The sequence below is a fragment of the Streptomyces sp. NPDC101118 genome (genome assembly GCF_044759445.1).
In the GTDB taxonomy this organism is placed as follows: Bacteria; Actinomycetota; Actinomycetes; order Streptomycetales; family Streptomycetaceae; genus Streptomyces.
Genome location: NZ_JBIVZG010000020.1, coordinates 135,724 through 160,391, shown reverse-complemented (window position 1 = coordinate 160,391; position 24,668 = coordinate 135,724). Strand labels below are relative to the sequence as shown.

At 75.3% G+C, this 24,668-nt stretch carries 21 protein-coding genes; 11 read left to right on the top strand and 10 right to left on the bottom strand.

All coding sequences use genetic code 11. The features are described from left to right. Nucleotides 1-266 precede the first annotated feature (266 nt). The 3 genes from ACIQUQ_RS27890 to ACIQUQ_RS27880 form a co-directional block, all read right to left on the bottom strand. A complete protein-coding gene (locus tag ACIQUQ_RS27890; RefSeq protein ID WP_403981098.1) occupies nucleotides 267-1,829 on the bottom strand; it encodes a DUF1996 domain-containing protein in 1,563 nt (520 codons plus the stop codon). A 10-nt stretch (nucleotides 1,830-1,839) separates the two neighbouring features. Further along, complete coding sequence (locus ACIQUQ_RS27885) at nucleotides 1,840-2,559, bottom strand: DUF4142 domain-containing protein (protein WP_403981096.1); 720 nt, start codon at nucleotides 2,557-2,559, stop codon at nucleotides 1,840-1,842. A 907-nt stretch (nucleotides 2,560-3,466) separates the two neighbouring features. Further along, nucleotides 3,467-4,357: a S1 family peptidase gene (locus ACIQUQ_RS27880; protein ID WP_403981094.1), complete on the bottom strand. Its 891-nt coding sequence runs from the start codon at nucleotides 4,355-4,357 to the stop codon at nucleotides 3,467-3,469. Between the two features lie 203 nt (nucleotides 4,358-4,560). Between ACIQUQ_RS27880 and ACIQUQ_RS27875 the strand changes: the two genes are divergently transcribed. Next, a complete protein-coding gene (locus ACIQUQ_RS27875; RefSeq protein WP_403981092.1) occupies nucleotides 4,561-5,361 on the top strand; it encodes a hypothetical protein in 801 nt (266 codons plus the stop codon). A 61-nt stretch (nucleotides 5,362-5,422) separates the two neighbouring features. Here the strand turns inward: ACIQUQ_RS27875 and ACIQUQ_RS27870 are convergent, their stop codons facing one another. The 3 genes from ACIQUQ_RS27870 to ACIQUQ_RS27860 all read right to left on the bottom strand — a co-directional run bounded on the left by ACIQUQ_RS27870 (nucleotide 5,423) and on the right by ACIQUQ_RS27860 (nucleotide 8,033). After that, the gene (locus ACIQUQ_RS27870) at nucleotides 5,423-6,190 is read right to left on the bottom strand and encodes an amino acid ABC transporter ATP-binding protein (protein ID WP_403981090.1); all 768 of its coding nucleotides are present in this window, start codon (nucleotides 6,188-6,190) and stop codon (nucleotides 5,423-5,425) included. Beyond that, the gene (locus tag ACIQUQ_RS27865; protein WP_403981114.1) at nucleotides 6,187-7,008 is read right to left on the bottom strand and encodes an amino acid ABC transporter permease; all 822 of its coding nucleotides are present in this window, start codon (nucleotides 7,006-7,008) and stop codon (nucleotides 6,187-6,189) included. The genes ACIQUQ_RS27870 and ACIQUQ_RS27865 overlap by 4 nt, the downstream gene beginning before the upstream one ends. A gap of 137 nt (nucleotides 7,009-7,145) precedes the next feature. Continuing rightward, nucleotides 7,146-8,033 carry an ABC transporter substrate-binding protein gene (locus tag ACIQUQ_RS27860; RefSeq protein ID WP_403981087.1) on the bottom strand — a complete coding sequence of 296 codons (888 nt, stop codon included), beginning with the start codon at nucleotides 8,031-8,033 and terminating at the stop codon, nucleotides 7,146-7,148. 249 nt (nucleotides 8,034-8,282) lie between these two features. Between ACIQUQ_RS27860 and ACIQUQ_RS27855 the strand changes: the two genes are divergently transcribed. Then, complete coding sequence (locus ACIQUQ_RS27855; RefSeq protein ID WP_403981085.1) at nucleotides 8,283-8,861, top strand: VOC family protein; 579 nt, start codon at nucleotides 8,283-8,285, stop codon at nucleotides 8,859-8,861. A 377-nt stretch (nucleotides 8,862-9,238) separates the two neighbouring features. Here the strand turns inward: ACIQUQ_RS27855 and ACIQUQ_RS27850 are convergent, their stop codons facing one another. Beyond that, complete coding sequence (locus tag ACIQUQ_RS27850; protein WP_403981116.1) at nucleotides 9,239-10,090, bottom strand: hypothetical protein; 852 nt, start codon at nucleotides 10,088-10,090, stop codon at nucleotides 9,239-9,241. A gap of 763 nt (nucleotides 10,091-10,853) precedes the next feature. Between ACIQUQ_RS27850 and ACIQUQ_RS27845 the strand changes: the two genes are divergently transcribed. The 3 genes from ACIQUQ_RS27845 (at nucleotide 10,854) to ACIQUQ_RS27835 (ending at nucleotide 14,378) form a co-directional block, all read left to right on the top strand. Then, nucleotides 10,854-12,332, top strand: a complete 1,479-nt coding sequence (locus tag ACIQUQ_RS27845; protein ID WP_403981082.1) for a DEAD/DEAH box helicase — start codon at nucleotides 10,854-10,856, stop codon at nucleotides 12,330-12,332. Nucleotides 12,333-12,681: 349 nt separating this feature from the next. Further along, the gene (locus ACIQUQ_RS27840; protein ID WP_403981079.1) at nucleotides 12,682-13,659 is read left to right on the top strand and encodes an ADP-ribosylglycohydrolase family protein; all 978 of its coding nucleotides are present in this window, start codon (nucleotides 12,682-12,684) and stop codon (nucleotides 13,657-13,659) included. Next, on the top strand, nucleotides 13,656-14,378 hold the full coding sequence (locus ACIQUQ_RS27835) for a carbon-nitrogen hydrolase family protein (protein WP_403981076.1): 723 nt from the start codon (nucleotides 13,656-13,658) through the stop codon (nucleotides 14,376-14,378). The genes ACIQUQ_RS27840 and ACIQUQ_RS27835 overlap by 4 nt, the downstream gene beginning before the upstream one ends. Nucleotides 14,379-14,510: 132 nt before the next feature. Here the strand turns inward: ACIQUQ_RS27835 and ACIQUQ_RS27830 are convergent, their stop codons facing one another. Further along, a complete protein-coding gene (locus ACIQUQ_RS27830; protein ID WP_403981073.1) occupies nucleotides 14,511-14,930 on the bottom strand; it encodes a hypothetical protein in 420 nt (139 codons plus the stop codon). A 559-nt stretch (nucleotides 14,931-15,489) separates the two neighbouring features. Continuing rightward, a complete protein-coding gene (locus tag ACIQUQ_RS27825) occupies nucleotides 15,490-15,696 on the bottom strand; it encodes a hypothetical protein (RefSeq protein WP_403981070.1) in 207 nt (68 codons plus the stop codon). A gap of 167 nt (nucleotides 15,697-15,863) precedes the next feature. Here ACIQUQ_RS27825 and ACIQUQ_RS27820 point away from each other — a divergent pair, with 167 nt between their 5' ends. Further along, nucleotides 15,864-17,090 (top strand): cytochrome P450, encoded by a 1,227-nt coding sequence (locus ACIQUQ_RS27820; protein WP_403981069.1) that lies wholly within the window; start codon nucleotides 15,864-15,866, stop codon nucleotides 17,088-17,090. Nucleotides 17,091-17,191: 101 nt separating this feature from the next. Further along, the gene (locus tag ACIQUQ_RS27815) at nucleotides 17,192-18,271 is read left to right on the top strand and encodes an alpha/beta fold hydrolase (protein ID WP_403981067.1); all 1,080 of its coding nucleotides are present in this window, start codon (nucleotides 17,192-17,194) and stop codon (nucleotides 18,269-18,271) included. 30 nt (nucleotides 18,272-18,301) lie between these two features. Here ACIQUQ_RS27815 and ACIQUQ_RS27810 read toward each other — a convergent pair whose 3' ends face one another. Then, nucleotides 18,302-19,408, bottom strand: a complete 1,107-nt coding sequence (locus tag ACIQUQ_RS27810; protein ID WP_403981064.1) for an asparaginase — start codon at nucleotides 19,406-19,408, stop codon at nucleotides 18,302-18,304. 137 nt (nucleotides 19,409-19,545) lie between these two features. On the opposite strand from ACIQUQ_RS27810, the gene ACIQUQ_RS27805 reads away from it, so the two are divergent. From ACIQUQ_RS27805 to ACIQUQ_RS27790, 4 genes are all read left to right on the top strand, one after another. Further along, on the top strand, nucleotides 19,546-19,998 hold the full coding sequence (locus ACIQUQ_RS27805; protein ID WP_403981061.1) for an Lrp/AsnC family transcriptional regulator: 453 nt from the start codon (nucleotides 19,546-19,548) through the stop codon (nucleotides 19,996-19,998). A 374-nt stretch (nucleotides 19,999-20,372) separates the two neighbouring features. Then, on the top strand, nucleotides 20,373-21,443 hold the full coding sequence (locus tag ACIQUQ_RS27800) for an SIS domain-containing protein (RefSeq protein ID WP_403981058.1): 1,071 nt from the start codon (nucleotides 20,373-20,375) through the stop codon (nucleotides 21,441-21,443). 205 nt (nucleotides 21,444-21,648) lie between these two features. Further along, entirely contained in the window at nucleotides 21,649-23,265 is a 1,617-nt protein-coding gene (locus tag ACIQUQ_RS27795; RefSeq protein ID WP_403981055.1) for a PHB depolymerase family esterase, read from the top strand. Nucleotides 23,266-23,475: 210 nt separating this feature from the next. After that, the gene (locus tag ACIQUQ_RS27790) at nucleotides 23,476-24,612 is read left to right on the top strand and encodes a 2-oxoglutarate and iron-dependent oxygenase domain-containing protein (protein ID WP_403981053.1); all 1,137 of its coding nucleotides are present in this window, start codon (nucleotides 23,476-23,478) and stop codon (nucleotides 24,610-24,612) included. Nucleotides 24,613-24,668 lie beyond the last annotated feature (56 nt).

The following is a 24,668-nucleotide window of genomic DNA, read 5'->3' as shown; positions in this document are numbered from 1 at the left end:
GGGCCTGCCGCAGGGCCTGCAGGCCACGACGGGTCAAGCACCGAGGGGACCCACACACCACACGACCCACCACCAAAGCGAGCTCCGGCGGGCCAACGGAACGGAACGGCACCCACAAACACCGGCCGCCCCACCGCTACCCCACACACACCAGTGCCGGCCCGAAGTCGGCTTCGGACCGGCACCGTACCCGCGGCGGACGCGGGCGTCAGGGAGGGGGAGCGTCCGCCCCGGGGGCCTGGGAGGGGGCCGCCGACCCCCCGTGGCTAGCGGCAGGCACGCCCGTCGTTGATGCAGCGCACCGCCCGGGCCATCAGCCCGTCCGACATCACGTTGATGAAGTCCCCGTGGTCGGTGACGGCCTTGTGCAACTGCTCCGGGAAGCTGTCGACGGCGATCCGCGCCCCCGGCGGCACGCTGTACACGATCCGCTGCACCAGCTGCGGGATGGCGGTGAAGCCGTTGCCGCACCGGCCGTCACGGGCCGCGGCGAAGGCCACGTGGGTGCGGTGGTTGGCGCTGTCGATGTTGCGGCCGTCCCAGCAGCTCTGGAAGGTGAACGTGCGGACCACGTCGCTGCCGCGCGGGCAGACCGGGTACTTGTCCTTCAGCTGCCGGTTCTCGAAGCCGGTGCAGCTCCAGGAGGCGTTGGCGTTGGCCGTGCCGTTGGTGAAGGCCTTGGCGTCGCCGGTGATGATGCGCAGGAAGCGCGGCATCGCCGTGACCTTGCCGACGGGGCTGCCCTTGAACTGCAGGGTCACCTGCTTGGGGGTGAGGATCGTGCCGACGTTGGCGTCCTGGCCGCCACCGGGAGCGTTCGCGTCGCGTTCGCGGCGGCCGTCGCGCAGGCGCAGCACCGGCCAGTAGTAGGTGGACTGGTCGCCGTTGGTGCAGGTGGTGCCGGCCGCGGCGAGGCTGTCGTTGGTGGAGAAGGCGTCGGTGGAGACGTTGCCCACGTAGTCGTGCATGTGGTGGGCGCCGTTGCTGACGCCCGGCGCGACGATCACGTTGTCGGGGTTGAAGTGGCCGTTCCTGTTGCGCCCGCAGGACACGGAGAAGGAGCCGGTGGAGGCGCCGTTGCGGTTCGCGGGGCGGCGGACGTTGGGCCGTACGGTCGTGATGGCGACGAAGTCGCGCCGCGAAGGACCGCTCCGGCTGCCCGCAGGGGGCTGTGACGCGGAGCCGGCCTGCGCCGCCTGACCGGTCTTGACCGCGTCGGACTGCACGGAAGCCTGCTTCATGGTGCAGGCGCCGAGTCCCTCGATGTCCGAGGGGCGCCGGCTGAAGCGGCCGATGGCGTCGGCGACGCGGTCGATGCTCGCCTCCCGCTGCTGCTGGAGGTCGTCGAGCAGCCGCGCCTCCTGACCGCTGCCCTGGGCGGCCTGGCCACCCTGCCCTGCGCTCTCCCCACTCTCTCCGCCCTGCCCAGCCTGGTCGCCCTGCCCAGCCTGCCCAGCCTGCCCCGCGGCCAGCTTGGCGTACGCGTCGGCGAGTTGGGCGTCGAGCTGGGCGAGATTCGTGTCCACCTCGGCGCGGGCCTGGACGGGGACGTCGCGCAGCCGGTCACCGACGTCGGGGCAGTCGATGGTGGCGGTCACCACCGCCGTGCCGTCCTGACCGGGTATCCCCTCCTGGCCCTGTCCCTGACCCTGTCCCTGGCCCTGTTCCTGACCCTGCTGCTGCCCTTGTTCGCGGTCGCTGATGCCGGCGGACGCCTGCTGGGCGATGAACGTCGCGCCGCCCGCCCCGAGCGCCAGGACGGCGGTGAGGGCGAGGATCTTGCGGGGGAACCGCGGGCGTTTGTGGCCCTGTCGACTCGGTCGGCTCAATGCGATCACTTCACTTCGTCGGGAGGATGGGGGTGGTGGAGGCGGGGGTCGCGGCACCGGTGCCGGGCTGCGAGCCGCCGTCGAGCGCCTCGAAGTCCACGAGGCCGGTGTCCTCCAGGACCGTGATGTGGTCCAGGACCGTGGAGTTGGCGTCGGTGGCGAGCGCGCGGACCATGGAGTTCCGGGTCTGCGCCCGGACCTGCCCCACGAGGGCGAAGACCTTGCCGTGCGCCTGGCGCAGCAGGTGGACGAAGAGGCGCTCGTACGGGTCGCCCTGCGTCCGGTCGAGCTGGGAGAGCCAGCCCTGTTGCTGCTCGTTCGGCTGGTTGGGCAGGTCGAGGCCGAGCGCCTGGCCGGTTTCGATGGCGCGGCGGTCGAGCTCGGTGTGGCCCTCGACGAGGTGCTCCCCGACGGTGCGTACCGACTCGCGGGTGCCTCGTTGCATCGCCTGGCGGCCGGCGGGCAGTTCCCACAGGCCGGCGAGCCGGACCCGGCGGACGAAGTCCCGGTCCTGGGCGGTCAGCGGCCCGTACGGCGTGCTGAGCGTGCCGGCGCCGTCGTCACCGGTGACGGTCGCGGCGGCGGCCGGGGAGCGTCCGCCGAACGCGTCCACCGGGATCAGCAGCGCGACCAGCGTGAGCGCCAGGGCGCCGATGACGACACCTCCGGCGAGCACGTGTCTCGTCGTGTCCGGCAGCCCGCCGATGGACCGTCGACGCAGTGGCAGCACGGTGCCCTCCTCGCTCCGGGTACCGGGCGGGGTGCACCTCGCACCGCCGTCCCGGGGGGTGCGACGGGACGCTAGTCCCGCCCGGAGCCCCCGGCGGCAACTGCATCACCATCCAACAAACACCCGGACACCCGCACGATTCCCTGCTACAGTCCGCGCGCGCCGCTGTCCATCTGCGTGGGATGGCGTCAACGCCCTTTCCGCAGACCCCCGTCGGGGGGAAAGCGGGAGCAAATCGGCACGGGGCGGGTCCGGTTGCGCCAGGGTGGGGCGGGTGCGTCGATCGATCTTGCTGCCGCTGGTGTGGTGCGTGTTGTTGGCCGGTACGGGGTGTACGGCCGTGGGGCGGGACGGAGGGGTGCCGCCGGCGGGTCCCGGGCCGCGGGGGCGGCCGCCCGTGCCGGTGGTGGTCGAGACGCCGGGGGTTGCGCGGGAGGAGTGGGGGCCCGTACCGCAGTTGTCGGCGGAGCCGCCCGTGCGTTCCGGGAGCAGTGCGCCCCGGCAGGTGCGGCGTCCGGTCGTGGCGCCGCCGCGGAAGGCGGAGCGCCCGCGGAAGACGGAGCGCCCGCGGAAGGCCGCCCCGGCCGGTCCGGCCGCCGCGCGGCCCGAGCAGCGGCGGAATCCGTCCCGGCGGGCGGTACCGGTCCGCAGCCCGCGGCCCCGTCCGGCGCCGGCCCCGGCGCCGGGACGCGTCGACATGGCGCGGCTGTGCGCGCAGTCCCACGGCATCACCTCCCCCGCTCTCACCCGGCTCTGCCACGACACCTACGGCCGCTGAACCGGCGCGCGGCAGGGGACGGGCGGGTCCGGTGCCCACCTCCCCACCCCAGCACCACCGCACCGCCCCGCCGTGACGGCGTACGGGCGGTGCGGCGGGGCCGGGATCAGCGGCCGGGAGCGGCCGGGATCAGCGGCCCAGGAGCTTCAGCATCCGCTTGCCCTCACGGGACTCCGAGAGGGTGTTCCACAGCTTGGCCGAGCTGGTGGAGGCGTAGACGCCCGGCGCACCCTGCTCCGCGCAGCCCTCGCCGTAGGAGACGATGCCGATCTGGTACGTGCGGCCGGCCACCACACGGAACAGCGGACCGCCGCTGTCGCCCTGGCAGGAGTCCTTGCCCTCGACGCCGGCGCAGACGTTGACGGCCTGGTTGTAACCGGGGTACGTGGCCTTGCACTCGGGGTGCGACAGCAGCGGCACCGACACCCCGCGCAGCCGGTCGGGGTAGTGGGTCAGGTCGGTGTCGGTGTTGCCCCAGCCGATGACCTTGGCCTTGGCGCCCGGGCGCAGCAGGGCGTCGGTGCCGGCGGTGGGCAGCTTCACGGGGACGATGCCGGTGACCGGGCGCTCGAGCTCCAGCAGCGCCAGGTCGAAGGCCTCGTCGCCCTTGACGTAGCGGGGGTGGGACACGATCGAGCGGACCGAACGCAGCTGGCCCTGGCTCTTCTTGGACAGCACGGTGCGGCCGACGGTGACCTCGAGCTGCTTGGCCTTGGCGCCGGTCACGCAGTGCGCCGCCGTGAGGATCACGTCGGGGCTGATGAGGCTGCCGCCGCAGAACTGGCGCTGCACGGGGCTGGCGGTGCCCTTGGAGAGCAGGGCCGCCATCCACGGGTAGGCGCCGTCGGACTGCTCCTTGCCGCCGATGATGCCGACGGGTGCCTTGCCGCCGCCCGCGGGCGGGACGGGGCCCGCGGCGGCCGCGGTGGCGGCCGGTGCGATGAGCGCCAGGGCGGCGGCCGCGGCGGCTCCGAGGGAGGCTATCCGGCGCGCGCGCCGGCCGGGCAGGATCTTGCTCATTGGGGGGTGGTCTCCTGTGTCTCGACGGGACGCCGGCGGCCCGGTCACTGCGGTGACCCCGAACCGGCCGGCACGTACCGAGAGACGAGAGTGCGTTCGGGTTCCGGAGGTTCATTCCCCGGCCGGAATTCGCCGAAGGTCGTCCGAAATACGGTGAACCGCCCCCGCCGGACCGCGCTCCCCCGCCTCGGGATACTGAGCAGATGGAGCGGACCAAGCAGACGGAGCAAACGGAGCAAACAGAGCAAACGGTAGGGATCGACGAGCAGGCGCGGGAGGACGCACGGCGCTGGCTGGCCGAGGACGGGGTGGTCCAGGTCGGCGAGGACGCGTGGACGGACGGCGGCACACCGGACGGACGGCTGACCTCCAACCAGGTCGCGCACGAGTGGGCCGAGCTGGTCTTCACCGACGAGCGGCTCGACGAGGCGCAGCAAGTGCGGCTGGCGTTCGGGCTGCTCGACCTCCTCGACGACTACCGCGTGGCCTGGGAGTTCACCCTCGTGGACCGGGGCCCGCACGGCCCGCTGCCCCCGGGCCCGCTGTGGGAGGGGTACCGGCGGCGCCTGGAGGGGCCCGAGGCCGCGGAGGCGGTCACGTACTCCCTCTGGGTGGACTGGTTCGAGGACCGCGCCACCGCGGCCACCGCGTTCCACGAGGTGCTGGGCCGCGACGCCGGCCGGCTGGCCGACGGTACGGCGGGGCCCGCGCTGCTCAACCGGGCCCGGCACGTACTGGAGTGCTCGGGCCCGGTCCCGTGGCCGGTCAAGGAGACGGCGTACGAGGCCGCCGCTCTGGTCCCCGAACTGCACCCGGCCGTCTTCCGCGGCATCCTCACGAGCTACCACGACCTGTACGGCGACCTCCGCCCGGCCGAAGCGCTGGCCCTGCTCTCCCGCCTGTCCCTCCCTGAGGACACCCGCCACCTCACCCCGCTCCGTACCGTCCTGGCAGCGGGCCACACCAACCACCACCGCAGCCGGGACGCCTGGCCGGAGGCCTAGCGGCCGCAACGCCTGGGCGGTCGGGCGGAGGCGGTCAGGCTGCCGGGGCAGGCGGAGGGGGTCAGGCCGAGGGGGTCAGGCGGTGGAGGAAGCGGCGGGTGCGGGGTTCCGACGGGTGGTCCAGGACCTCGTGCGGGGTGCCGCGTTCGCGGACCACGCCGGCGTCCAGGAAGCAGACCTGGTCGGCGACCTCGCGGGCGAAGGCCATCTCGTGGGTGGCCAGGACCATCGTCATGCCCTCGTCCTTGAGGCCGCGGACGACGGTCAGGACCTCGCCGACCAGTTCCGGGTCCAGGGCCGCGGTGATCTCGTCCAGGAGGAGCAGCCGGGGGCGCACGGCGAGGGCGCGGACGATGGCCGCGCGCTGCTGCTGGCCGCCGCTGAGGCGGTCCGGGTACGCGTCCGCCTTGTCGGCGAGGCCGAGGCGTTCCAGGAGTTCCCTGGCCCGGTCCTCCGCCTCGGCGCGCGGCAGGCGGTGGACGCGCCGCGGGGCGAGCGTGACGTTGTCGAGGACGGTCATGTGCGGGAAGAGGTTGTACGCCTGGAAGACGACGCCGATCCGCCGCCGCACGGCGTCCGCGTCGGCGCGCGGGTCGGTGATGTCCTGCCCGTCGAGGAGGATCGCCCCGTCGTCGATGTCCTCCAGCAGCGCGGCGCAGCGCAGCAGTGTGGACTTCCCCGAGCCGGAGGCGCCGATCAGGGCGGTCACGGTGTGCGGGGCCACGTCGAGGGTGACGTCGCGCAGCACTGGGGTGCCGTCGCGGCCGTAGGTCTTGCGTACGGACTCGAAACGGAGCACCGGTTCCGGGTGCGCGTCGGCGGCGGTCATACGAGGCCTCCCTGGGCGCGGCGGCGTTCGGTGCGCGCGGTGATCCAGTCGGTGTACCGGGTCATCGGGATGGTGATCGCGACGAAGATCAGTCCGGCGACGACGTACGGGGTGAAGTTGAACTCCTTGCCGACGACGATCTGCGCCGCGTACACGGCCTCGACGACGCCGCCGATGGAGACCAGGCTGGTGTCCTTCTGGAGGGAGACGAGGTCGTTGAGGAGCGGTGGGACGACACGCCGTACGGCCTGGGGCAGGACCACGTACCGCAGGGTCTGGAGGCCGGACAGGCCGAGCGACCGGGCGGCGGCGCGCTGGGACGGGTGGACGGACTCGATGCCGGCGCGGAAGACCTCGGCGAGGTAGGCGGAGTACGTGACGACCAGCGCGATGCCGGCGAGGACCACGGGGTCGGTGGGGACGCCCTGGAGCCGGAGGGCCGGCACGCCGAGGACCATGCTGAGGATGTTGATGATGAGCGGCAGGCCGCGGAAGAAGTCGGTGTACGCGGCCGCCAGCACCCGGAGGGGCAGCAGCACCGGGCCCTTCAGGGTGCGGGCGACGGCGATGAGCATGCCCAGGACGAGGGCGGCCGAGCCGCAGACCACCAGGAGGCGGATGTTCAGCCACAGGCCCTGGAGGACGGCCGGGAGCGCCTCGCGGGCGTAGTGGAGGTCGAAGAAGGTCGCGCGGGTGCGGGGCCAGCCGGGCGAGTTGACGACGACGAGGACGAGCACGGCGCCGGTGAGGAGGGTGGAGGCGGTGGCGATGAGGGCGGCACGGCGCGCGCGGGCCCGGCGTATCCGCTCGCGTTCGATGCGGCGGGCGGAGGGGACGTAGAGGTCGTACGGGTCGTAGGGGTCGTCCTCCGTGGCGTGGCGCGCGTGCGGGGGCTGCGGCTCGTGGCGGTCCTCTCCGGCGTCCGCGCCGTCCGTCGTCCCCCCGTCCTTCAGGCTCACTTCAGCACCGGCGCGGCGGCCGCGTCGGACAGCCACTGCTTCTCGAGGGCGGCCAGGGTGCCGTCCTTGCGGAGGCCGTCGACGGCGGCGCTGACGCAGGCGGTGAGGCGGCTGCCCTTGTCGAGGACGAGGCCGAACTGCTCCGGCTCGCCGGCGGTGGGCTCGAACTGGCCCACGATCTTCGCCTCGGGCACCTCGGCGGAGGTGATGTAGAAGGCGGTGGGCAGGTCCACGACGATGGCGTCGACCTGGCCGTTGCCGAGGGCGGCCTTGGCGAAGTCGTTCTTCTGGAAGACCGCGGGCTGCTGCGCCGGCTTGATCTGCTCGTTGATCACGTCGAGGCTGGTGGTGCCCACCTGGGCGCCCAGCTTGGCCGACTTGAGGTCGGCGAGGCTCTTCGCGCCGGCCGCCTTCGAGGTCTTGAGCGCGATCACGGCCTGGCGGACGTCGTAGTAGCCGGACGAGAAGTCCACGGCCTTGCGCCGGTCGTCGCTGATCGAGACCTGGTTGACGTCGAAGTCGAAGGCCTTGGCGCCGGGCGCGAAGGAGCTGTTGAAGGGGACGGTGGTCCAGGTGACGTCGGAGCGCGCGAAGCCGAGGCGTTCGGCCACCGCGTAGGCCACGGCGGACTCGAAGCCCTTGCCGTTCGACGGGGCGTCGTCCTGGAACCAGGGTGCGTAGGCCGGCTTGTCCGTGCCGACGGTCAGCCTGCCCGACTGCCGGGTCGCGAGCGTGCCCTTCGCGCAGGCCCCCTGGGTGCCGGTGGCGGAGGGCGCGGCCTTGGGGTCCTGGGGCTCGGGCTGCGGGGCGCAGGCCGTCGCGGTGGCGAGGGCGAGGGCGGCGGCGCAGGCGAGACGGCGGAGTACGGGGTCGGTGAGACGCATGGCCGGAGGTTCGCAGTGCCCGGGCGGGTCTGTCCAGGCCGCCCCGTGGATCGTTCACATCATGGGACGAGCGTTGCGGGAGTGTGAACGGGTGTGGTGGTGGGAGGCGTTGGGCGGGGTGCGCAGCCCTCGTCCGGCGTCTCGCCGGCCCCCTGCCCACGGGTTGACCTCAACTCCGCTTGAGGTCCTACGGTCGAGACCGCGCCCCGGACCGACCGTCGAGCGCCACCGAGGGAAGGAAGAACCGGCATGACCGAGAACACCCGGACCGAACCCACCACGACAGAGGCGGCCGGAGCGGCTGGAGGGGCTGAAGGGTCCGGAGGGGGTGGCGCGGCCGGGGCGGCCGTGGCGCCTGCCGAGGGCGTGGTGCCCGATCGATACCTGCGCTCCGTGGTGCCGCACATCGCGGTGGCCGATGCCGTCGCGGCGATCGACTTCTACCGGCGTGCGTTCGGCGCCCGTGAGGACTTCCGCGTCGACGCCCCCGGCGGCGGGGTGCTGCACGCGGAGGTGTCGATCGGCGGCTCGGTCCTGATGCTGGGGGACGTGAGCACCGAGGAGGCGGAGGGCGCCGCCTTCACCTCGCCGGCCGCGCTGGGCGGCGGGACGACCGTCACGCTGCACGTGTTCGTCCCGGACGTCGACGCCCTCGCGGCGCGTGCGGCGGCCGCCGGAGCGGAGGTGGTGCAGCCGCCGACGGACATGTTCCACGGCGACCGCACCGCCGTCCTGCGGGACCCTTCGGGGCACCTGTGGGTGTTCCTGACGCACGTGGAGGACGTCCCCGAGGAGGAACTGCGGCGCCGCCTGGCCGCCACGGGGTGAGCCGGCCCCGGCGCGGGGAGGGGAGGGAGGTCGAGACTGCGGGACGGGGTGGACGGGCCGGGCGTCAGCGGCCGGGGGCGGCCGGTGTCGCACAGCGCGGGCGGGCACCGGGCGGGGGCGGCCGACACCTCACGACCAGCGCCGGTCGGCTCCGGGCAGGGTGGCCGGCAGCAGGCAGGGCCGGCCCGGCAGCGGTCACGGGCGGCCGGCAGCAGGCAGAGCCGGCCCGGCAGCGAACACGGCCGGCCGACGAGGGCGGCCCGCACGGACGGCAAGCAGCGGGCACGGGCGGCCGGCAGCAGGCACGGGCGGCCAACGGGGCCCAGCCGGCAGCGGACAGGGGCGGCCGGCACCTGGCAGGGGTGCGTGGCGCGTGGTCAGGCCAGGATCCTGCGCAGGGCGGGGGCCGCCAGGGTCGCCAGGGCCGCGCCGTCCTGCGGGTCCGTCAGGGACGCCCGGGCCGCCCAACGCAGGAGGGCGAGGGTGAGGTGGGGGTCCGGCGGCCGGCCGTGCGCGGTCAGGGTGGGCAGGACGTGCGTGTCGTCGAGGAGTGCGCGTACGAGGAGCCCCTCGCCGAAGTCGGCCTCCATCGGGTCCGGGAGGCGGCCCAGCCAGGACAGCAGGGCCAGGGTCCGCTCCGCCGCGTCGGGGACGGCCTCCACGAGGCGGTCCCGCAGCGCGGCGAAGCGCGCCTCCGGCAGGCGGCCCGCGTCGAGTCCTGACACCTCCGCCAGCGCGGGACGGAGCACTTCCGGCACGCCGCGTTCGGCCAGCAGCCCGGTGCCGTGCGGCCCCGGGCCCGCCGGGCGGAACTGCGGGCGCCCCTCGCTCAGCCCCAGCGCGCCCGCGAGCGGGGAGGAGAACCGGGCGACGACGCCCGGAGCCCCGTACCGGGCCAGCAGCAGTGCGAGCCCCACCGGGTCGGCCACCACCAGGTCGTCGCCGAAGCGGCCGCGTTCCCAGGAGACCGTGTCGACACCGTGGAGGGTCGCCCGGCCGAGGGGCTCGCCGTCGGCGTCGTGCAGGCTGAGCGTGAATCCGCCGGGGCAGCGGCAGACGTCCCCGGTGAAGCGGCCGGGCGTCGAGAGGGAGTGCAGTTCGGCGAGCGGTCCGGCGCCCTCGATCCAGCCCAGTAGCGGCCGCTCGTCGAGCGGGTCCGTACCCTCGCCGCCGGCCAGGACCTGTACGAGGCGGGTACGCGCCCACACCTCCGCCAGCCAGCCCTCCACCGGCCGCCGCCGCGCCGTACGGCCCGCGTCACGTGTCCCGTCCGCCGGCCGGTCCGGCGTGGCCGGTTGCCGGTTGCCGCGGCGCCGGGCGGCCGGAGTCCGGTCCGCACCGGGCCCGTCCGCCGCAGACCCGTCCGCCGCAGACCCGTCCGCCGTAGCCCCCTCCGCCCCAGGCACGTCCGCCCTGGCAACGTCGGCCCCAGGCACGCCCGCCGTACACCCGTCGAACCCAGGCACGTCCACCTTGGACCCTTCCACCCCAGGCACATCCGCCGTAGACCCGTCCGCCCCATGCACATCCGGCGTAGACCCGTCCACCCCGGGCACCCCCGCCCCAGACCCATGCACCCCAGGCACTCCCACCCCGGAACCGTCCACCCTGGCCCCGCCGCCACCGGCTGCGTCGCCGGGACCTCCCGCAACGCCCCGGTCCGCAGGGCCGGCCGTAGGGCCCGGGCCCGTCGGCCCCCTTCCCACGCCCGGGTCCGCGGGGCCGCCCGCCACACCCGCGCCCGCGCCTCCGCCCGGCCCGCTCGCGCGCGCCCCACGGCCGGCACCCGTCCGTCCGCCCGGGCCGCGCCCGTCCGTCCCCCGCATCACCGCCGCCCCGCTCCCCTCGCTCCGGCCGTGCGGCCGATCGTACGGCGGGCCGGTCCGGCGGCGGCCCGCTGGTAAAATGGCCGCACGCTTCGAACGTCGGGGCCCGTACCCAGGGGGTACGGGCCCCGGTGCGTTCCGGGCGCCCGATCGAGGAAGGTTCCCCATGAACGCGAAGGCCGACGCCGGTTCCGGTGCCCAGGACGAGCGCCCGCAGGCGGACGCCGCGGACGCCACCACCCCGCCCGTCGCCGGGTTCGGTGAGCTGGGGCTGCCGCCCGAGCTGCTGGTCACGCTGGCGGGGGCGGGCGTCACGGAGCCGTTCCCGATCCAGGCGGCCACCCTGCCGCACGCGCTGGCCGGGCGGGACGTGCTCGGCCGGGCGCGCACCGGCTCCGGCAAGACGCTGGCCTTCGGTCTGGCGCTGCTGGCCCGTACGGCGGGCCGCCGGGCGGAGGCGAAGCGGCCGCTCGCGCTGGTCCTCGTACCCACCCGCGAGCTCGCGCAGCAGGTCGCGCACGCGCTGGAGCCCCACGCGCGGGCGCTGAAGGTGCGGCTCGCCACGGTGGTCGGCGGCCTGTCGACCGGTCACCAGGTCAAGGAGCTGCGGGCCGGGGCCGAGGTCGTCATCGCCACGCCCGGCCGCCTCACCGACCTGGTGGGGCGCCGCGACTGCCACCTGGACCGGGTGCGGATCACGGTGCTGGACGAGGCGGACCGGATGTGCGACATGGGGTTCGGGCCCCAGGTCACCGAGCTGCTCGACCTCGTGCCGACGGGCGGGCAGCGGATGCTGTTCTCGGCCACGCTCGACGGCGAGGTGGACGACCTCGTCCACCGCTACCTGCAGGACCCGGTGCCGGCCGCCGTCGACGAGCCCGACGGGACGCCCGATGCGCTGGAGCACCACCTGCTGACCGTCCCGGCGGCGGAGAAGTACGTCACGGCCACCGAGATCGCGGCCCGGGACGGGCAGGTCCTCATGTTCCTGGCCAGCAAGGCGGGCGTGGACCGGTTCACCCGCGACCTGCGCGCCGCCGGCATCAAGGCCGCGGCGCTGCACAGCGGCAAGTCCCAGCCGCAGCGCACGCACACGCTGGAGCAGTTCCGGAACGGCGAGGTGACCGCTCTGGTGGCCACCGACGTGGCCGCCCGCGGCCTGCACATCGAGGCGCTGGAACTCGTCGTGAACGTGGACGCGCCCACCGACCCCAAGGACTACCTGCACCGCGGTGGCCGCACGGCCCGCGCGGGCGCGGCCGGCAGCGTCGTCACTCTCGTCACGCCCGCCCAGCGGCGCGAGGTGAAGGAGATGCTGTCGGCGGCAGGGGTCCGGGCGACGGTCACTCAGGTGGGCCCCGGCTCGCCCGACCTGGCCCGCATCACGGGCGCCAAGCGGCCGCCCGTCGCAGCCACGGGCGGAGCGGGTGGCCCGGGCAGGCCGGGTGGCGCCGGCAAGGCGGGCGGTACGGGGAAGCCCGGCGGCGGAGCCAAGTCCGGGGACGACACCAAGGCCGGACGCGGCGCGGCGTTCCGCGGCATCGGAACCGGCGGCTCCGGCCGCCAGGGCCAGTCCCGCAAGACGAGCGAGGCCCGCGCCCTCGCGGAGGCCCGCCGCGCCGCCCGCGTACGCAAGGGCCGCTGACCGGCGGCAGCGCCACGGCACGAGGGGCGCGAGGCGCCGGCCGCTGCACGGCCCCGGCGGCTGCGGTTCGCTCACGCCTCGCCATGAACGGGCGTCTCCACCCGAACGGCACCTCCGCATGAACGGCACCTCCGCATGAACGGCGCCTCCGCATGAACGGCGCCTCCGCATGAACGGCGCCTCCCGGGGAGCCTGCGACTGCGCAGGCGCCACCGGCTCCCGCCGGTCCAGCCCGTACAACCGGTCGTCGGCGGGCGGGAATTCACTGGCCAGGCCGTAACCGTGCGGACAGAATGCGGAGGCCGCCGGGATCCCGGCGGCCGCCCCCGCACACCCGAGGAGCCCCGCCATGACCGCGCGCCCCCACGCCCACGCGAGCCTCGACGGTCTCGTCCTGGGGGACGCCTTCGGGGACCAGTGGTTCCTGCGCTCCGACGAGCCCGCCGAGGAGCTGTGGGCGGCGCGTGACGCGCGTCCCGCGCCGTGGCACTGGACGGACGACTCGGCGATGGCGCTGGTCCTGTTCGCCCATCTCACCGTGCACGGCGAGGTGCGTCCGGACCGGCTGGCCGGGGATTTCGCCGCGGAGTACGCCCGCGACAACGGCCGCAAGTACGGCCCCTCCATGCACGGCGTGCTGGAGCGGTTCGGCCGGGGCGAGGACTGGCGGACCGTGACGACCGGGCAGTTCGGCGGCCAGGGATCCCACGGCAACGGAGCAGCCATGCGCGTCGCGCCGCTGGGCGCCTGGTTCCGGGACGACCTGGCCGCCGCGGCCGGGCAGGCCAGGCTGTCCGCGCTCACCACCCACGCCCACCCCGAGGCCGTCGCGGGTGCGGTGGCCGTGGCCGTCGCCGCCGCGCTGGCCGCGGCCGGCGCGGACCACGCGGCCGCGGCCCGGGCCGAGTTCCTGCGCGAGGTCGCCTCCCACGTGCCGGAGAGCGACGTACGGTCGCGGCTCCTGGTGGCCGCGGGCCTCCCCGGGCGGACTTCAGTTCGCCACGCGGCCTCGGTACTCGGCTCCGGCACCCTGCTGTCGGCCCAGGACACGGTTCCGTTCGCCCTGTGGTCGGCGGCCGGGAGCCCGGACGACCTGGCCGCGGCGCTCTGGCACACCGTCGGCGGCTGGGGTGACCGGGACACGACCTGCGCCATCGCGGGCGGCGTGGTCGCGGCGCGGACCGGCACACGTGGCGTGCCGGCCTCGTGGTTGCGGGCCCGCGAGGCGATCCCGGCCCGGTACGGGTGGGAGGCGGACCTGGCCGCCGGGTACGGGCCGGGACCGGCGCCGGCCGCGGCCGGTCGCCCTGGCACGATGGATGCATGAAGATCGCCGCGGCTCAGCTGAGTTGTGTTCCCGGGGACGTGCCGGCCAACGTCCGCCGGCTCGTTTCCCTCGCCGCCGCGGCGCGCGACGAGGGGGCGGAGCTGGTCGTCTTCCCCGAGCTGGCCCTCACCGGGTACGAAATCGGGGCCCTGGCCGCGGACCCCGCCCTCTGGGTGACGCCGGACGACCCGCGGCTGGACCCGCTGCGCGGGGTCGGCACCGCCGTGGTGGTCAACTGCGCCCTGCGCACCGGTGGTTCGCGTCCGGCTCTGGCCTCGTTGGTGTACGGCGCGGACGGCGAGCCGGTCACCACGTACGTCAAGCAGCACCTGTACGAGCAGGAGCGCGGCCTCTTCGAGGCGGGCGACCGGGACGGCCGCTTCGAGCTCGGGGGGATCGGCTTCGCCCTGGCGACCTGCTTCGACAACCACTTCGAGGACCTGACCGGCCGCGGCGCCGCCGACGGCTGCCGGGTCCACCTCGCCAGTTCGCTGTACGGCACCGGCGGCGGGGTTCAGGAGCGCGCCGCGGTCTACCCGGGCATCGCGCGGTCGACGGGCATGTACGTGGTGCTGGCCAACCACGTCGGGCCGGCCGGGCCGTGGACCGGCTGCGGCGGTTCGGGCGTGTGGGCGCCGGGCGGCGCGCTCGTCACCGAGGCGGACGCGTCCACGACGACGTTCGTTGCGGCCGAGGTGCCGGCGGCGGGGCAGGGCTGAGGTACCGGCGCCGGGCAGGGGGGTGAGCCACCGGCATCCGGGCAGGGGTGAGCCACCGGCATCCGGGCAGGGCTGACGTACCGGCGGCGGGGTCCGGGGCCCGGGGCTGACGCACCGCCGCCCGCCCCGCCCTCAGCCCTCCTCCCGCGCCGCCCCGCGCAGCACCCGCACCATCCGCTCCACGACCGGCAGCGGAAGCGCCGGGTTCCGGGCCGCGACCTCCGCGGACCCGGTGTCCGTCAGCAGCCGTACGAGGATCCGCGGAGGCAGCGCGGGGTGCCGGGCGGCGTGGTGGCGGATGCGCCCGTGCGGGTCGTCGAAGAGGCGTACGGCCGGCGCGGCCCGGAGAGCCGGGGGGCCTGCGCGGCCCGCGCCCGGACGGCCGGTCGGGTTCCGGCTGAACCTCTGCACCGGCTCGTCCGCGGACTCGGGCTCTTCCAGGCCCAGTTGGCGCAGGCGGGGGTCGGGGTCGCCGGCGTGGCGCAGCAGGCCGCGGCGGGGGAAGTTCGGGCCCCGCGGGGACGGTCGGGGTGACTCAGGCTGTCGGACCACCAGCGCCCAGCGTCCAGCGGCAGGTCGGCGGGGGCGTCGTCGCAGGACTCGGCGAGGAAGAGCCGTGCGGGCGCGGTCGCCGTCCCGGGCGGGCCGTCCGACGGCGTCGGCCGGCAGTCGGCGGGCGCGGGCGACGCTCCGCCGGAGCAGCGGTGGGACGAGGCCGCCAGACGACGCATGCCCTCCGGGTCGTCGTGCAGGGCGGCGCCCCAGTCCTAGCGTGCCGTAGGGGATGTCCGGGTCGAAATCGACGTCGAAGGCGGCCCGTTGGCCCTCCGGGAGGTCGGCCCGCACGGCCGGCTGTGGCGGCGCGCCCCGGACGCCCGCGTCCGCGTCGCGGGCCGACCGGCCGGCCGGGCTACGACGTCCGGCTCCAGGCGGGGGTCGGCCGCGAGGTGCCGGCGCTGGTCGCGGTCGCCGTGGCGGGCCGGGTGGGCGGCGAGGCCGGGGTCCAGCGGGGGGGGTGGGACCGGCGAGGGCCTGGTCGGCGAGGGGCCGGGATTCCCAGAGGTCCCGCGTGAGCTGCGCGCCTGGACGAGGAACCCGCGGTCGCCACCCGTCACGCCGTACGCGGCGGCCGGCCGCTGCCACGCGGCGGCGAACGCCGCGCCGGGGCCCGGCCTTCCACGACCAGGGTCACCGACGGGCGCGCCTCGTCGGCCGGCCGCCAGGCACCGCGCGGCGGCAGCGCCTCGGCCACCACCGGTTCGTCCACCACGGGCGGCCCGGCCCGCCCCGGGACCTCCCCCTGCCACAGGTCGCCCACCAGCGCCTCCTCCCCTCTCCCCCCGACCCGACGTCCCCTCCTGCACCGGCAGCCGCCCAACCCGATACGGGGACCACTCCCCGCTTTCTGCTACGGTCTGCAGCACAGCAAAACGGGGATCACTCCCCACTTCTGCCCCGGCCGCGTAACCGGAAGGACCAACCACCATGAGCGCACCCACACTTGAGGACCTCACCCCGCAGGGCTGCGACGTCACGGCCGACCCTTACCCGGTCTACGCGGCGCTGCGCGAGAAGGGCCCGGTCCACCGCATCCACGTACCGGGCACCGGAGACGCCTGGCTCGTGCTGGGCCGGGACGAGGTGCGGGCCGGGCTCACCGATCCCCGGCTGAGCAACGACATCCGGCACTCCGCGTCCTGGCAGAGCGACGGCGGGCACGCCCTGGGCGTCAACATGCTCCAGACCGACGCACCCCGGCACACGCGGCTACGGGTCCTGGTCGCGCGGGAGTTCACCCCGGGCCGCATCCAGGCCCTGGAGCCCCGCGTCCGGCAGATCGCGGACGGCCTGCTCGACGACCTGCTCGACGGCCCGCTCGCCGCGCCGCACGGGTCCGGCACGGACCTCGTCGCCTCGTACGCGCTGCCACTGCCCCTCACCGTCATCTGCGAGCTGCTCGGCGTACCCGCCCCCGACCGGCACCGCTTCCACGCCTGGTCGGCCGAGCTGGTCGCACCGGCCTCGGCCGGGACGGCGGCGGCCGCCGCGGCGGGCATGACGGAGTACTTCGCCCAGCTCATCGGCCGCCGGGCGGCCGCGCCGGGCCCGGACCTGATGAGCGCCCTGGTCGCCGCCTCGGTACGCGAAGACGGACTGTCCGCCGAGGAGTTGCTCGGGATGGCGTTCCTGCTGCTGGTCGCCGGGCACGAGACCACCGTCAACCTGATCTCCAGCGGGACGCTGCACCTGCTGCGACACCCGGACCAACTGGCCGCCCTGCGCGCCGATCCCGCCCTCCTGGAGGGCGCCGTGGAGGAGGTCCTGCGGTACGACGGCCCGGTCACGGCCGCCGCCTTCCGCTACGCCGCAGCACCGCTGGAGATCGGCGGCACCCGCATCCCGGCGGGCGACAGCGTGATGCTCTCGCTCGCCTCCGCCTCCCGCGACCCCCGCCACTTCCCGGACCCGGACCGCTTCGACATCCGGCGGCCCCCGCGGGGCCACCTCGCCTTCGGGCACGGCATCCACCACTGCCTGGGGGCGCCGCTGGCCCGCCTCGAAGGCCGGGTCGCCCTGGAGGTCCTGCTGCGCCGCCTGCCCGGCCTCGCCCTGGCCGCGGACGCCGGGAGCCTTCCCCGGCGCCCCGGCGCGATGCTGCGCGGCGTCGCCGAACTGCCGGTGCACCGGGGCCGGATGGAGGCCGCGGGCTGAACGCGGCCCTCCGGAACCCGCGCCCGCTCACCCCTGGACAACGCCCCGTCGGCCCGTATGCTCAACACCGACACCGAAATTGCGTCTGGGGGACACAAATAATGTCGGGCATCGCTCTCACCGTCACCGCCGCCACGCTGGCCGCGCCCGTCGCCGGGCTCCTCTGCCACCGCGCGGTACGTCGCGCCGGGCACGCGAGGCTGATGCGGATCGACTCGCCCGCCGGGATCCTGGAGGAGGGCTTCGTGCGGATCGGCGGCATCGACCAGTGGATCTCGGTCCGCGGCGAGGACCGCGGCAACCCGGTGCTGCTGGAGCTGCACGGCGGTCCCGGCGCGGCCAACTCCGTCTACGGCGTCCGCACCCGCGGCTGGGAGCGGCACTTCACGCTCGTCCGGTGGGACATGCGCGGGGCAGGTCTGACCTTCGCCCGCGGCGGAGCGGCGGCCCAGGGCGGCCCGGCGACCTTCGGCCGGCTCTACGCGGACGCCCTGGAGGTCGTCCGGTACGTCAGGGAACGCCTGGGCGTGGAGCGGATGGTGCTGATGCCGAACTCCTTCGGCACGGTCTTCGGGCTGCGGCTGGCCCGCAGCCACCCCGAGCTGTTCTCCGCGTACGTCGGCACGGACCAGAACGTCCTGGACGCCGGGCGCGACACCTCCGCGTACGAGGCCACGCTGGCGCGGCTGCGGGCCACGGGCCGGCGCCGGGCGGTGGCGGCGGTCGAGGCGATGGGGCCCGACCAGCTGAGCTGGACCACGGCGCAGCGCAGTACGTACGACAAGCACTGCACCGCCAGCGACCCGCTCACCCTGGACACCATGAAGAAGGTGGTGCTGGGCTCGATGTGGCTGTCGCCGCTCTACTCCCCGCGCCTCATGAAGGCGTACTTCCAGGGGCAGGGCTTCTCGGCGACCGTCACGGAGGGGACCGCCGGGTTTGACGACTGGGCCGACGGGACCCGCTTCGAGGTGCCGTTCTTCGTCTTCCAGGGGGACCGGGACGTGATCACCCCGACCGCCCGCGCCCGGGCGTTCTTCGACGCGGTGGAGGCGCCGGTCAAGGCCTTCGCCCTGATCGAGGACGCGAGCCACTTCGCGTCCTTCCGGCACCCGGACCGCTTCCTGGAGCTGCTGCTCACCCACGTCCGGCCGGTGGTCACCGGAGCCCGCGCGGCGTGAGCGTCCGCCGGGCGGTGACGTCCGGCCCGGTCAGGCCGCGTCGGCCCGGGGGCGGGTGTCGGCTTCGAGGACCACGTCGGCCTCGGGTGCGGCCACGGACGCTTCGCCGACGGACTCCGGGCCGTTCAGCAGCGGGCCGACGAGCTCGGCCCGCTCGGCCCGGTCCGGCGTGGCGAGGGCGGCGGAGAGGAGGGCGATGCGGGCCTGGGCGGCGCGCAGCGTGCCCGTGAGCCGCCCGCCCGCCGCGGCCAGGTCGACGGCGCCGCCGCCGGTGTACAGCGCGGCGAGCGGTCCCGCGGGCACCCGGGTGGTGACGGCCACCAGCACACCGGAGGCCACCGCCCTGGTGACGGCCGCGACGAAGTCGGGGGTGGCGTTGCCGGCCCCGGTGGCGACCAGCACGATGCCCTGCGCCCCGGCGGCGAGGGCAGCCTCGAAGAGGACCGGGTCCGCGTCGCTGTGGTGGGTGATGACGTCGACCCGGGGCAGGTCGCCCGCCGCGTAGTCGGCGGCGTACGCGGCGGCCGGCAGCGGCAGGGCCGCCGGGCGGGCGGGGGTGCGCCGGATGTCGACGCGGCTGAAGCCGACCTTGCCCAGCGGCGGGGCGGAGGGGTCGGAGAACGCGTCGACGGCCAGGGTCTGGGTCTTGAGGGTGCCGCGGGCGCCGTGGACCATGCCGTCGAAGACCACCAGGACGCCGAGGTCGCGGACGGTCGCGGCGACCTGGAGGGCGTCGCTGAGGTTCGAGGGCCCGTCGCCGTCACCGGTGCCGAAGGGGAGCTGGGCGCCGGTGAGGACCACCGGGCGGGGGTCGGCGTGGTGCAGGTCGAGGAGGAAGGCGGTCTCCTCCAGGGTGTCCGTGCCGTGGGTGATGACGATGCCGTCGACGCCGGGGTCGGCCAGGGTCTCGTGGACCGTGCGCAGCAGGGCGAGCTGGTGGCGGGTGGTCATGTTGGAGCTGTTCACGTTGAACAGGTCCACGACCTCGACCGAGAGGCCGTCGGGCAGGGCGGCGCTGGCCAGGACGTCGCCGCCGGCCGCGTCGGCGGCGTAGCCCGATCCCTGCCAGCGGCTGGCGATCGTGCCGCCCGTGCTGATGAGAACGATCCGGCGGTCGTCGCGTGCGCGCGTCGTCATGGGTGTCTGCCTCGGTGGTGCCGTAGTGGGGTGGTGGGGTGGTCCGGGTGGCCGGCCGCAAGGATAGGACAGTTCCCGCGCAATGCGATTGCGAAAATGACCGCATTTGATCAATCATCGTGGTTGATAATTGCGTCATGGACCGGATCGACCGAAGCATCCTGCGCGAGCTCCAGCACGACGGCCGCCTGACGAACCAGGAGCTGGCCCAGCGCATCGGCCTGAGCGCCTCCGCCTGCATGCGCCGGGTGCGGCAGCTGGAACAGGACGGGGTGATCCAGGGCTACCGGGCGGTGATCGACCCGGACGCGGTGGGGCGCGGGTTCGAGGTGCTGGTCTCGATCGAGGTGCGCCGCGACCGGCGGACGGTCGAGGCCTTCGAGGAGGCCCTGCGGGACATCCCCGACGTGATCGAGGCCTACCGGCTGTTCGGCAGCCCGGGCTGCCTGCTGCGCATCGCGGTCGCCGACCTGGCCGCGTACGAGCAGCTGTGGATCGAGCGGCTCACGGCGCTGGACGGGGTCACCGAGGTCAACTCCCAGATCATCATGAAGCGGGTCAAGGAGCCCCGCGGGCTGCCCATCGACTGAAGCCCCCGTCTGAAGCCCTCGTCTTGGTCCACGGCAAGATGATCTCGGTCGCGCTGACCTCCTTCGTCACCGGCGTCACCGAGCCGATCGGCCCTCTGCTGCGCCCTCGGCATCCGCGACGGCTTCGGATTCTCGTCCGGCGCCCTCGACTGCGTCGTCAACTTCGGCATCGCCACCAAGCCCCCTGCTGCCGATCCCGGTCGGTCCGGCCCTCGCCGCCCTGTAAGACGTCGTCTTCCGGTTCGCCATCGTCCGGTTCGACCTCCCACCCCCGGCCGGGCACGCGACGGGGACGGCGCCGCGGACACCGGTGCCGGCGCCCCGCGGCCCTGACCCCGGCCACCTGCCCGTACGCCCGAAAGGAACCCACCCCCATGTCCGCGTCCCGCATCCCCTTCCACCAGGGCCAGAACGACCAGGGCGCCGCGCTCGCCCGGGTGGCGTCCCGCGTCCGCGCCGCACTCGCCGAGCCCGCCGCCGAACGCCTCCTCACCGCCCGCCGCCCCCTGTTCACCGGCATCGGCGCCTCCTACGCCGCCCTCGCCCTCCCCGTCCAGCAGCTGCGCGAGCAGGGCGTCGTCACCCAGCGCGTGCTGGCCAGCGAGATCGAGGACGGCCTCGGCGGCTTCGAGGCGGACGTGCTGGTCGGCGTCTCGCAGGGCGGCCGCAGCTCCGAGACGCTCGCCGCGTTCCGCAACGCCCCGGCGGGCACGGCCAGGGCGGCCCTGTCGAACGTCGTCCCCGCGCCGCTCTCCCAACTCGCCGACGTCAGCGTGGGCCTGGGCAACGAGCCCGACTCGTACGCGTCCACCGTCGGCTACACCGGCACCCTCGTCGCCCTCGACCTCATCGCCGGCGCGCTCACCGGCCGCCCCGAACGGGTGGACCCGTGGCGGGACATCGCATCCCTTACGGGCGAAGTCCGCGCCCGCGCCGCCGAGGTGACCGGCGAGCTCCGCTCCCGCGCGGCGGGCTGCGTCGCGGCGGACGTGGTCGCCGCGGGCGCCTCCCGCGCCTCCGCCGAGGAGGGCGCCCTGCTGCTGCGGGAGGTCGTCCGGATGCCGGCGGCGGCCTCGGCCACCCGCAACTACCTGCACGGCGAGATGGAGTCCGCGGGCAACACCCTGCACGTGGTGTTCGGTTCGGGCCGCGAGCTGGCCCTGGCCCGCTCCCTCGCCGGGGCCGGCCACACCACCCTCCTGGTGACCACCGTGGGCGTCGACGCGGAGGTCAGCGTCCCCGACCTCTCCGTGCTCCGGCTGCCCGCCTGCGCCGAGGCGGCCCGCGTGGTGCTGGAGGCGGTGGTGCTCCAGGAGCTGGTGGCCCAGCTGAGCGAAGAGCGCGGGGTGCCCGTCGAGTCCTCCGTGTTCGCCAACGACGACACCAAGGAGGGCGGCGTGGACCCGGGCGACTTCGAGGTCGCCTCGCCGGTCGCCTCCGGCTGACCGGCGCCGCCCGGCCCGGCGCCGCGCCGACCACCCTCGCCCCCCTGCGCAACAGCGGCCCCCGCCTCCTGCGCACCGCCCGGTCCGGCCGCCCCATGGCCGGGCCGGGCTTTGTGGCTGCGGCCACCATAGGAGGGCGCCCACCCCGCGCCTAACCTCCCGGAAACCGAGTTCGGCACACGCCGGGACACCCGGGAGGGTCCACATGAGATGGTCGCGCGCTGCCCGCTTCCGCCCGCTGGCGGTCCTGCTCCTGCTCCTGGGAGCGGCCCTGGCACCCCCGGCCGGCGCGGCTGCCGGCAGCGCGGCCGCCGACGTGCCCCCCGCCGTGCCGGGCGAGCTCCGCCCGTACGACATCACCGGCGTCTACAGCGCGGGCGTGTCGTCCGGCGGTTACCTGGCCACCCAGCTGCACGTCGCGTACTCGGGCACGTTCGGCGGCTCGGCGGCCTTCGCCTCCGGCCCGTACGGCTGTGCCCGCGGCAACCTGAACACCGCCCTCAACGCCTGCATGGACACCCTCCAGGACCTCGGCCTCGACCAGCTGGAGCGGACCGCCCGCGACTGGTCCGCCCAAGGCCTGGTCGACCCGGTCGCCAACCTCTCCGGCGACCCCGTGTACCTCTTCAGCGGCACCGGCGACGCCACCGTCCGGCAGCCGGTCTCGGACGCGCTCGCCACCTGGTACGGCCGCTTCGGCGCCCGCGTCAGGTACGAGGACCAGGTCCCCGCCGGGCACGCGTGGATCAGCCCGCGCGGCCCCAACTCCTGTGCCGTCACGCAGAAGCCCTGGCTCAACGACTGCGGGTTCGACGCCGAGCGCGACCTCCTCGGGCACCTGCTCGGCACGGTCACCGCCCCGGCCGCGACCCCCGGCGGGAGCCTGATCGCCTTCGACCAGAACCGGTACGCTCCCGGCGGCCGGGCCGCGGCCCACTCGCTGGACGAGACCGGCTACGCGTACGTGCCCACCGCCTGCGCCGACGGCGCCGCCTGCACCCTGCTGGTCGCCCTGCACGGCTGCAAGCAGGGGTACGCGTACCAGGGCTTCGGCCGCCAGTTCATCGACGGCGCCCACCTCAACGAGTACGCGGACACCAACCGGATCGTCGTCCTGTACCCCCAGGCCGTGCCGACCGCGACGCTCGACAACCCCAACGGCTGCTGGAACTGGTGGGGTTACCTCGGCGACGCGGCGCACGCGCGGCACGGCGGCCGGCAGATCGAGGCCGTGATGGGCATGGTCCGCGCCCTCGGCGGCGGTGCCACGACTCCCCCGCCGGCCGGGAACCGGCTCGTCCTGCCCAGCGTGGACGCCGAGGACGGGTACATGAAGGCGGCGGCCGACGGCTCCGGCGCGTCCGTCGGCACGCTGGAGGGCACCTACGGCCAGGCCGTGGGCCGGGGCTCCGACGGCCGGTACAACCGGACCCTGCTCTCCTTCGACACCTCCGGGATCCCGGCGGGCGCGCGGGTGACCCGCGCCTACGTGTCGGTCACCCGCAGCAGCGGCTCCGGCGACCCGTGGGCGAGCCCGGCAGGCAACCGGCTGGTGGCGGACGTCCGTACGGGCTGCTTCGGCGGGTGCGCGGTCGAGTCGGCGGACTGGACCGCCGCCCCGACGGTGGCGGGCGCCGCGGTCGTCACGCCGTTCTCCTCGGGCTCCGCGGCGTCCTCCGGCCTGTCGTCCGCCGGCCTCCAGGCCCTGCACCGCACCGGGACCACCCAGGTCCGCCTGCGCTTCGAGGCCCCCCAGACGAGCACGGCGTACCTGTTCCTCAACCTCGGCACCCGCGCCACGCTCACGGTCGAGTACGAGTAGCCCCCGCACCCGCCCCCCAATGCCCGGCCCGGCCTGGCCCGGGCCGGCCCGGTCCGGTCCGGGCCGGTCCGGGCCGGGCCGGGCGACTCCCCGAAGTCGCGTCGGATTCCGGCCGCCCGCCGAACCCGCCGGCCCTCCGCGCGTGCACCCGGGCAGGAGCCCGTACCCCCGCCCCGGGGGGCGGGGGTACGGCGAAGAGGAGTGGTCGGGATGGATGGTTTCCGGACGTTCCGGGTGCCGGCCGTGGTGGCCGGCACGGCGGCCGACGAGGCGCTGGGGCGGGAGCTGGTCCGGGCCTGGCGGCGGGACGGCGTCTTCCAGGTGGCCGCGGACCCGGCGCAGACGGCCCGCACGCGGGCCGCGCTGGCGGCGGCCCGCCGGTTCTTCGAGCTGCCCCGCGAAGAGAAGTCCGCGCTGGTCAGCGACGCTTCGTACGCCGGGTACATCGCCTCGGGCGAGGAGCTCACCGCGGGCGAGGCGGACGCGTCGGAGATCTTCACGATCACGCCGGACCTGCCGCCCGGCCACCCCCGCGTGCGGCGGGGGTGGCCGGCGCACGGGCCCGTGCCGTGGCCCGGCACCGGCTTCCGGCGCGCCATGGAGGCGTACCTGGGGGGCGTGGGCCGGCTGGGCGACCGGCTGCTGCGGCTGGTGGCGCTCGGCCTGGGCCTCGGGCCGGGCGGCGCGGCCGGGTTCGGGCGGCTGACCCGGGACGGCTGGCACCACATGCGAGTGCTGCGCTTCCCGCCGGGTTCGGCGGGGGCGGGGCGGCGCGGGATCGGCTCGCACACGGACTACGGGCTGCTGGTGATCGCCGCCCAGGACGAGGTGGGCGGCCTGTTCGTGCGGCCGCCCGTGCCCGGTGAGGCGCGGCCGCGGAACTGGCGGGAGGACGAGAGCTCAGCGGGTCTGTGGGAGGACGAGCCCGGCTGGCGGTACGTCGCCCCGGCGCCCGGCGTCCTCACCGTGTTCCCGGGCGACATGCTGCAGTTCCTGACGCGCGGGGCGCTGCTGTCGACGCCGCACCGGGTGCGGCTGGCGGACCGGGAGCGGTTCACGCTGGCGTACTTCCACGAGCCGGAGTTCGACGCCGTGGTGCGTCCGCTGGGCGCGGGGCCGGGTGACGAGGCCATCCACTACGGGACGCACTTCACGCGGATGTTCATGCGCTGCTACCCGGAGCGGGTGACCACCCGGCGGATCCTGGCGGAGGACCGGCTGGCGCGGCTGCCGGGCGGGGGCGGCGGGGCGGACGCATGCGGTGGGGGTGGGGCGGGGGGCCGGCCGGGGGGGCCCCCCCCCCCCCGGGACTCCCGGGCGCCGTACGTCGTAAGTGCCCCAAGGTGAACCAGTTTTACGTCCAGTTGTACGCCCGCTTGCCGCTGGTGAAATGAACGTACTAA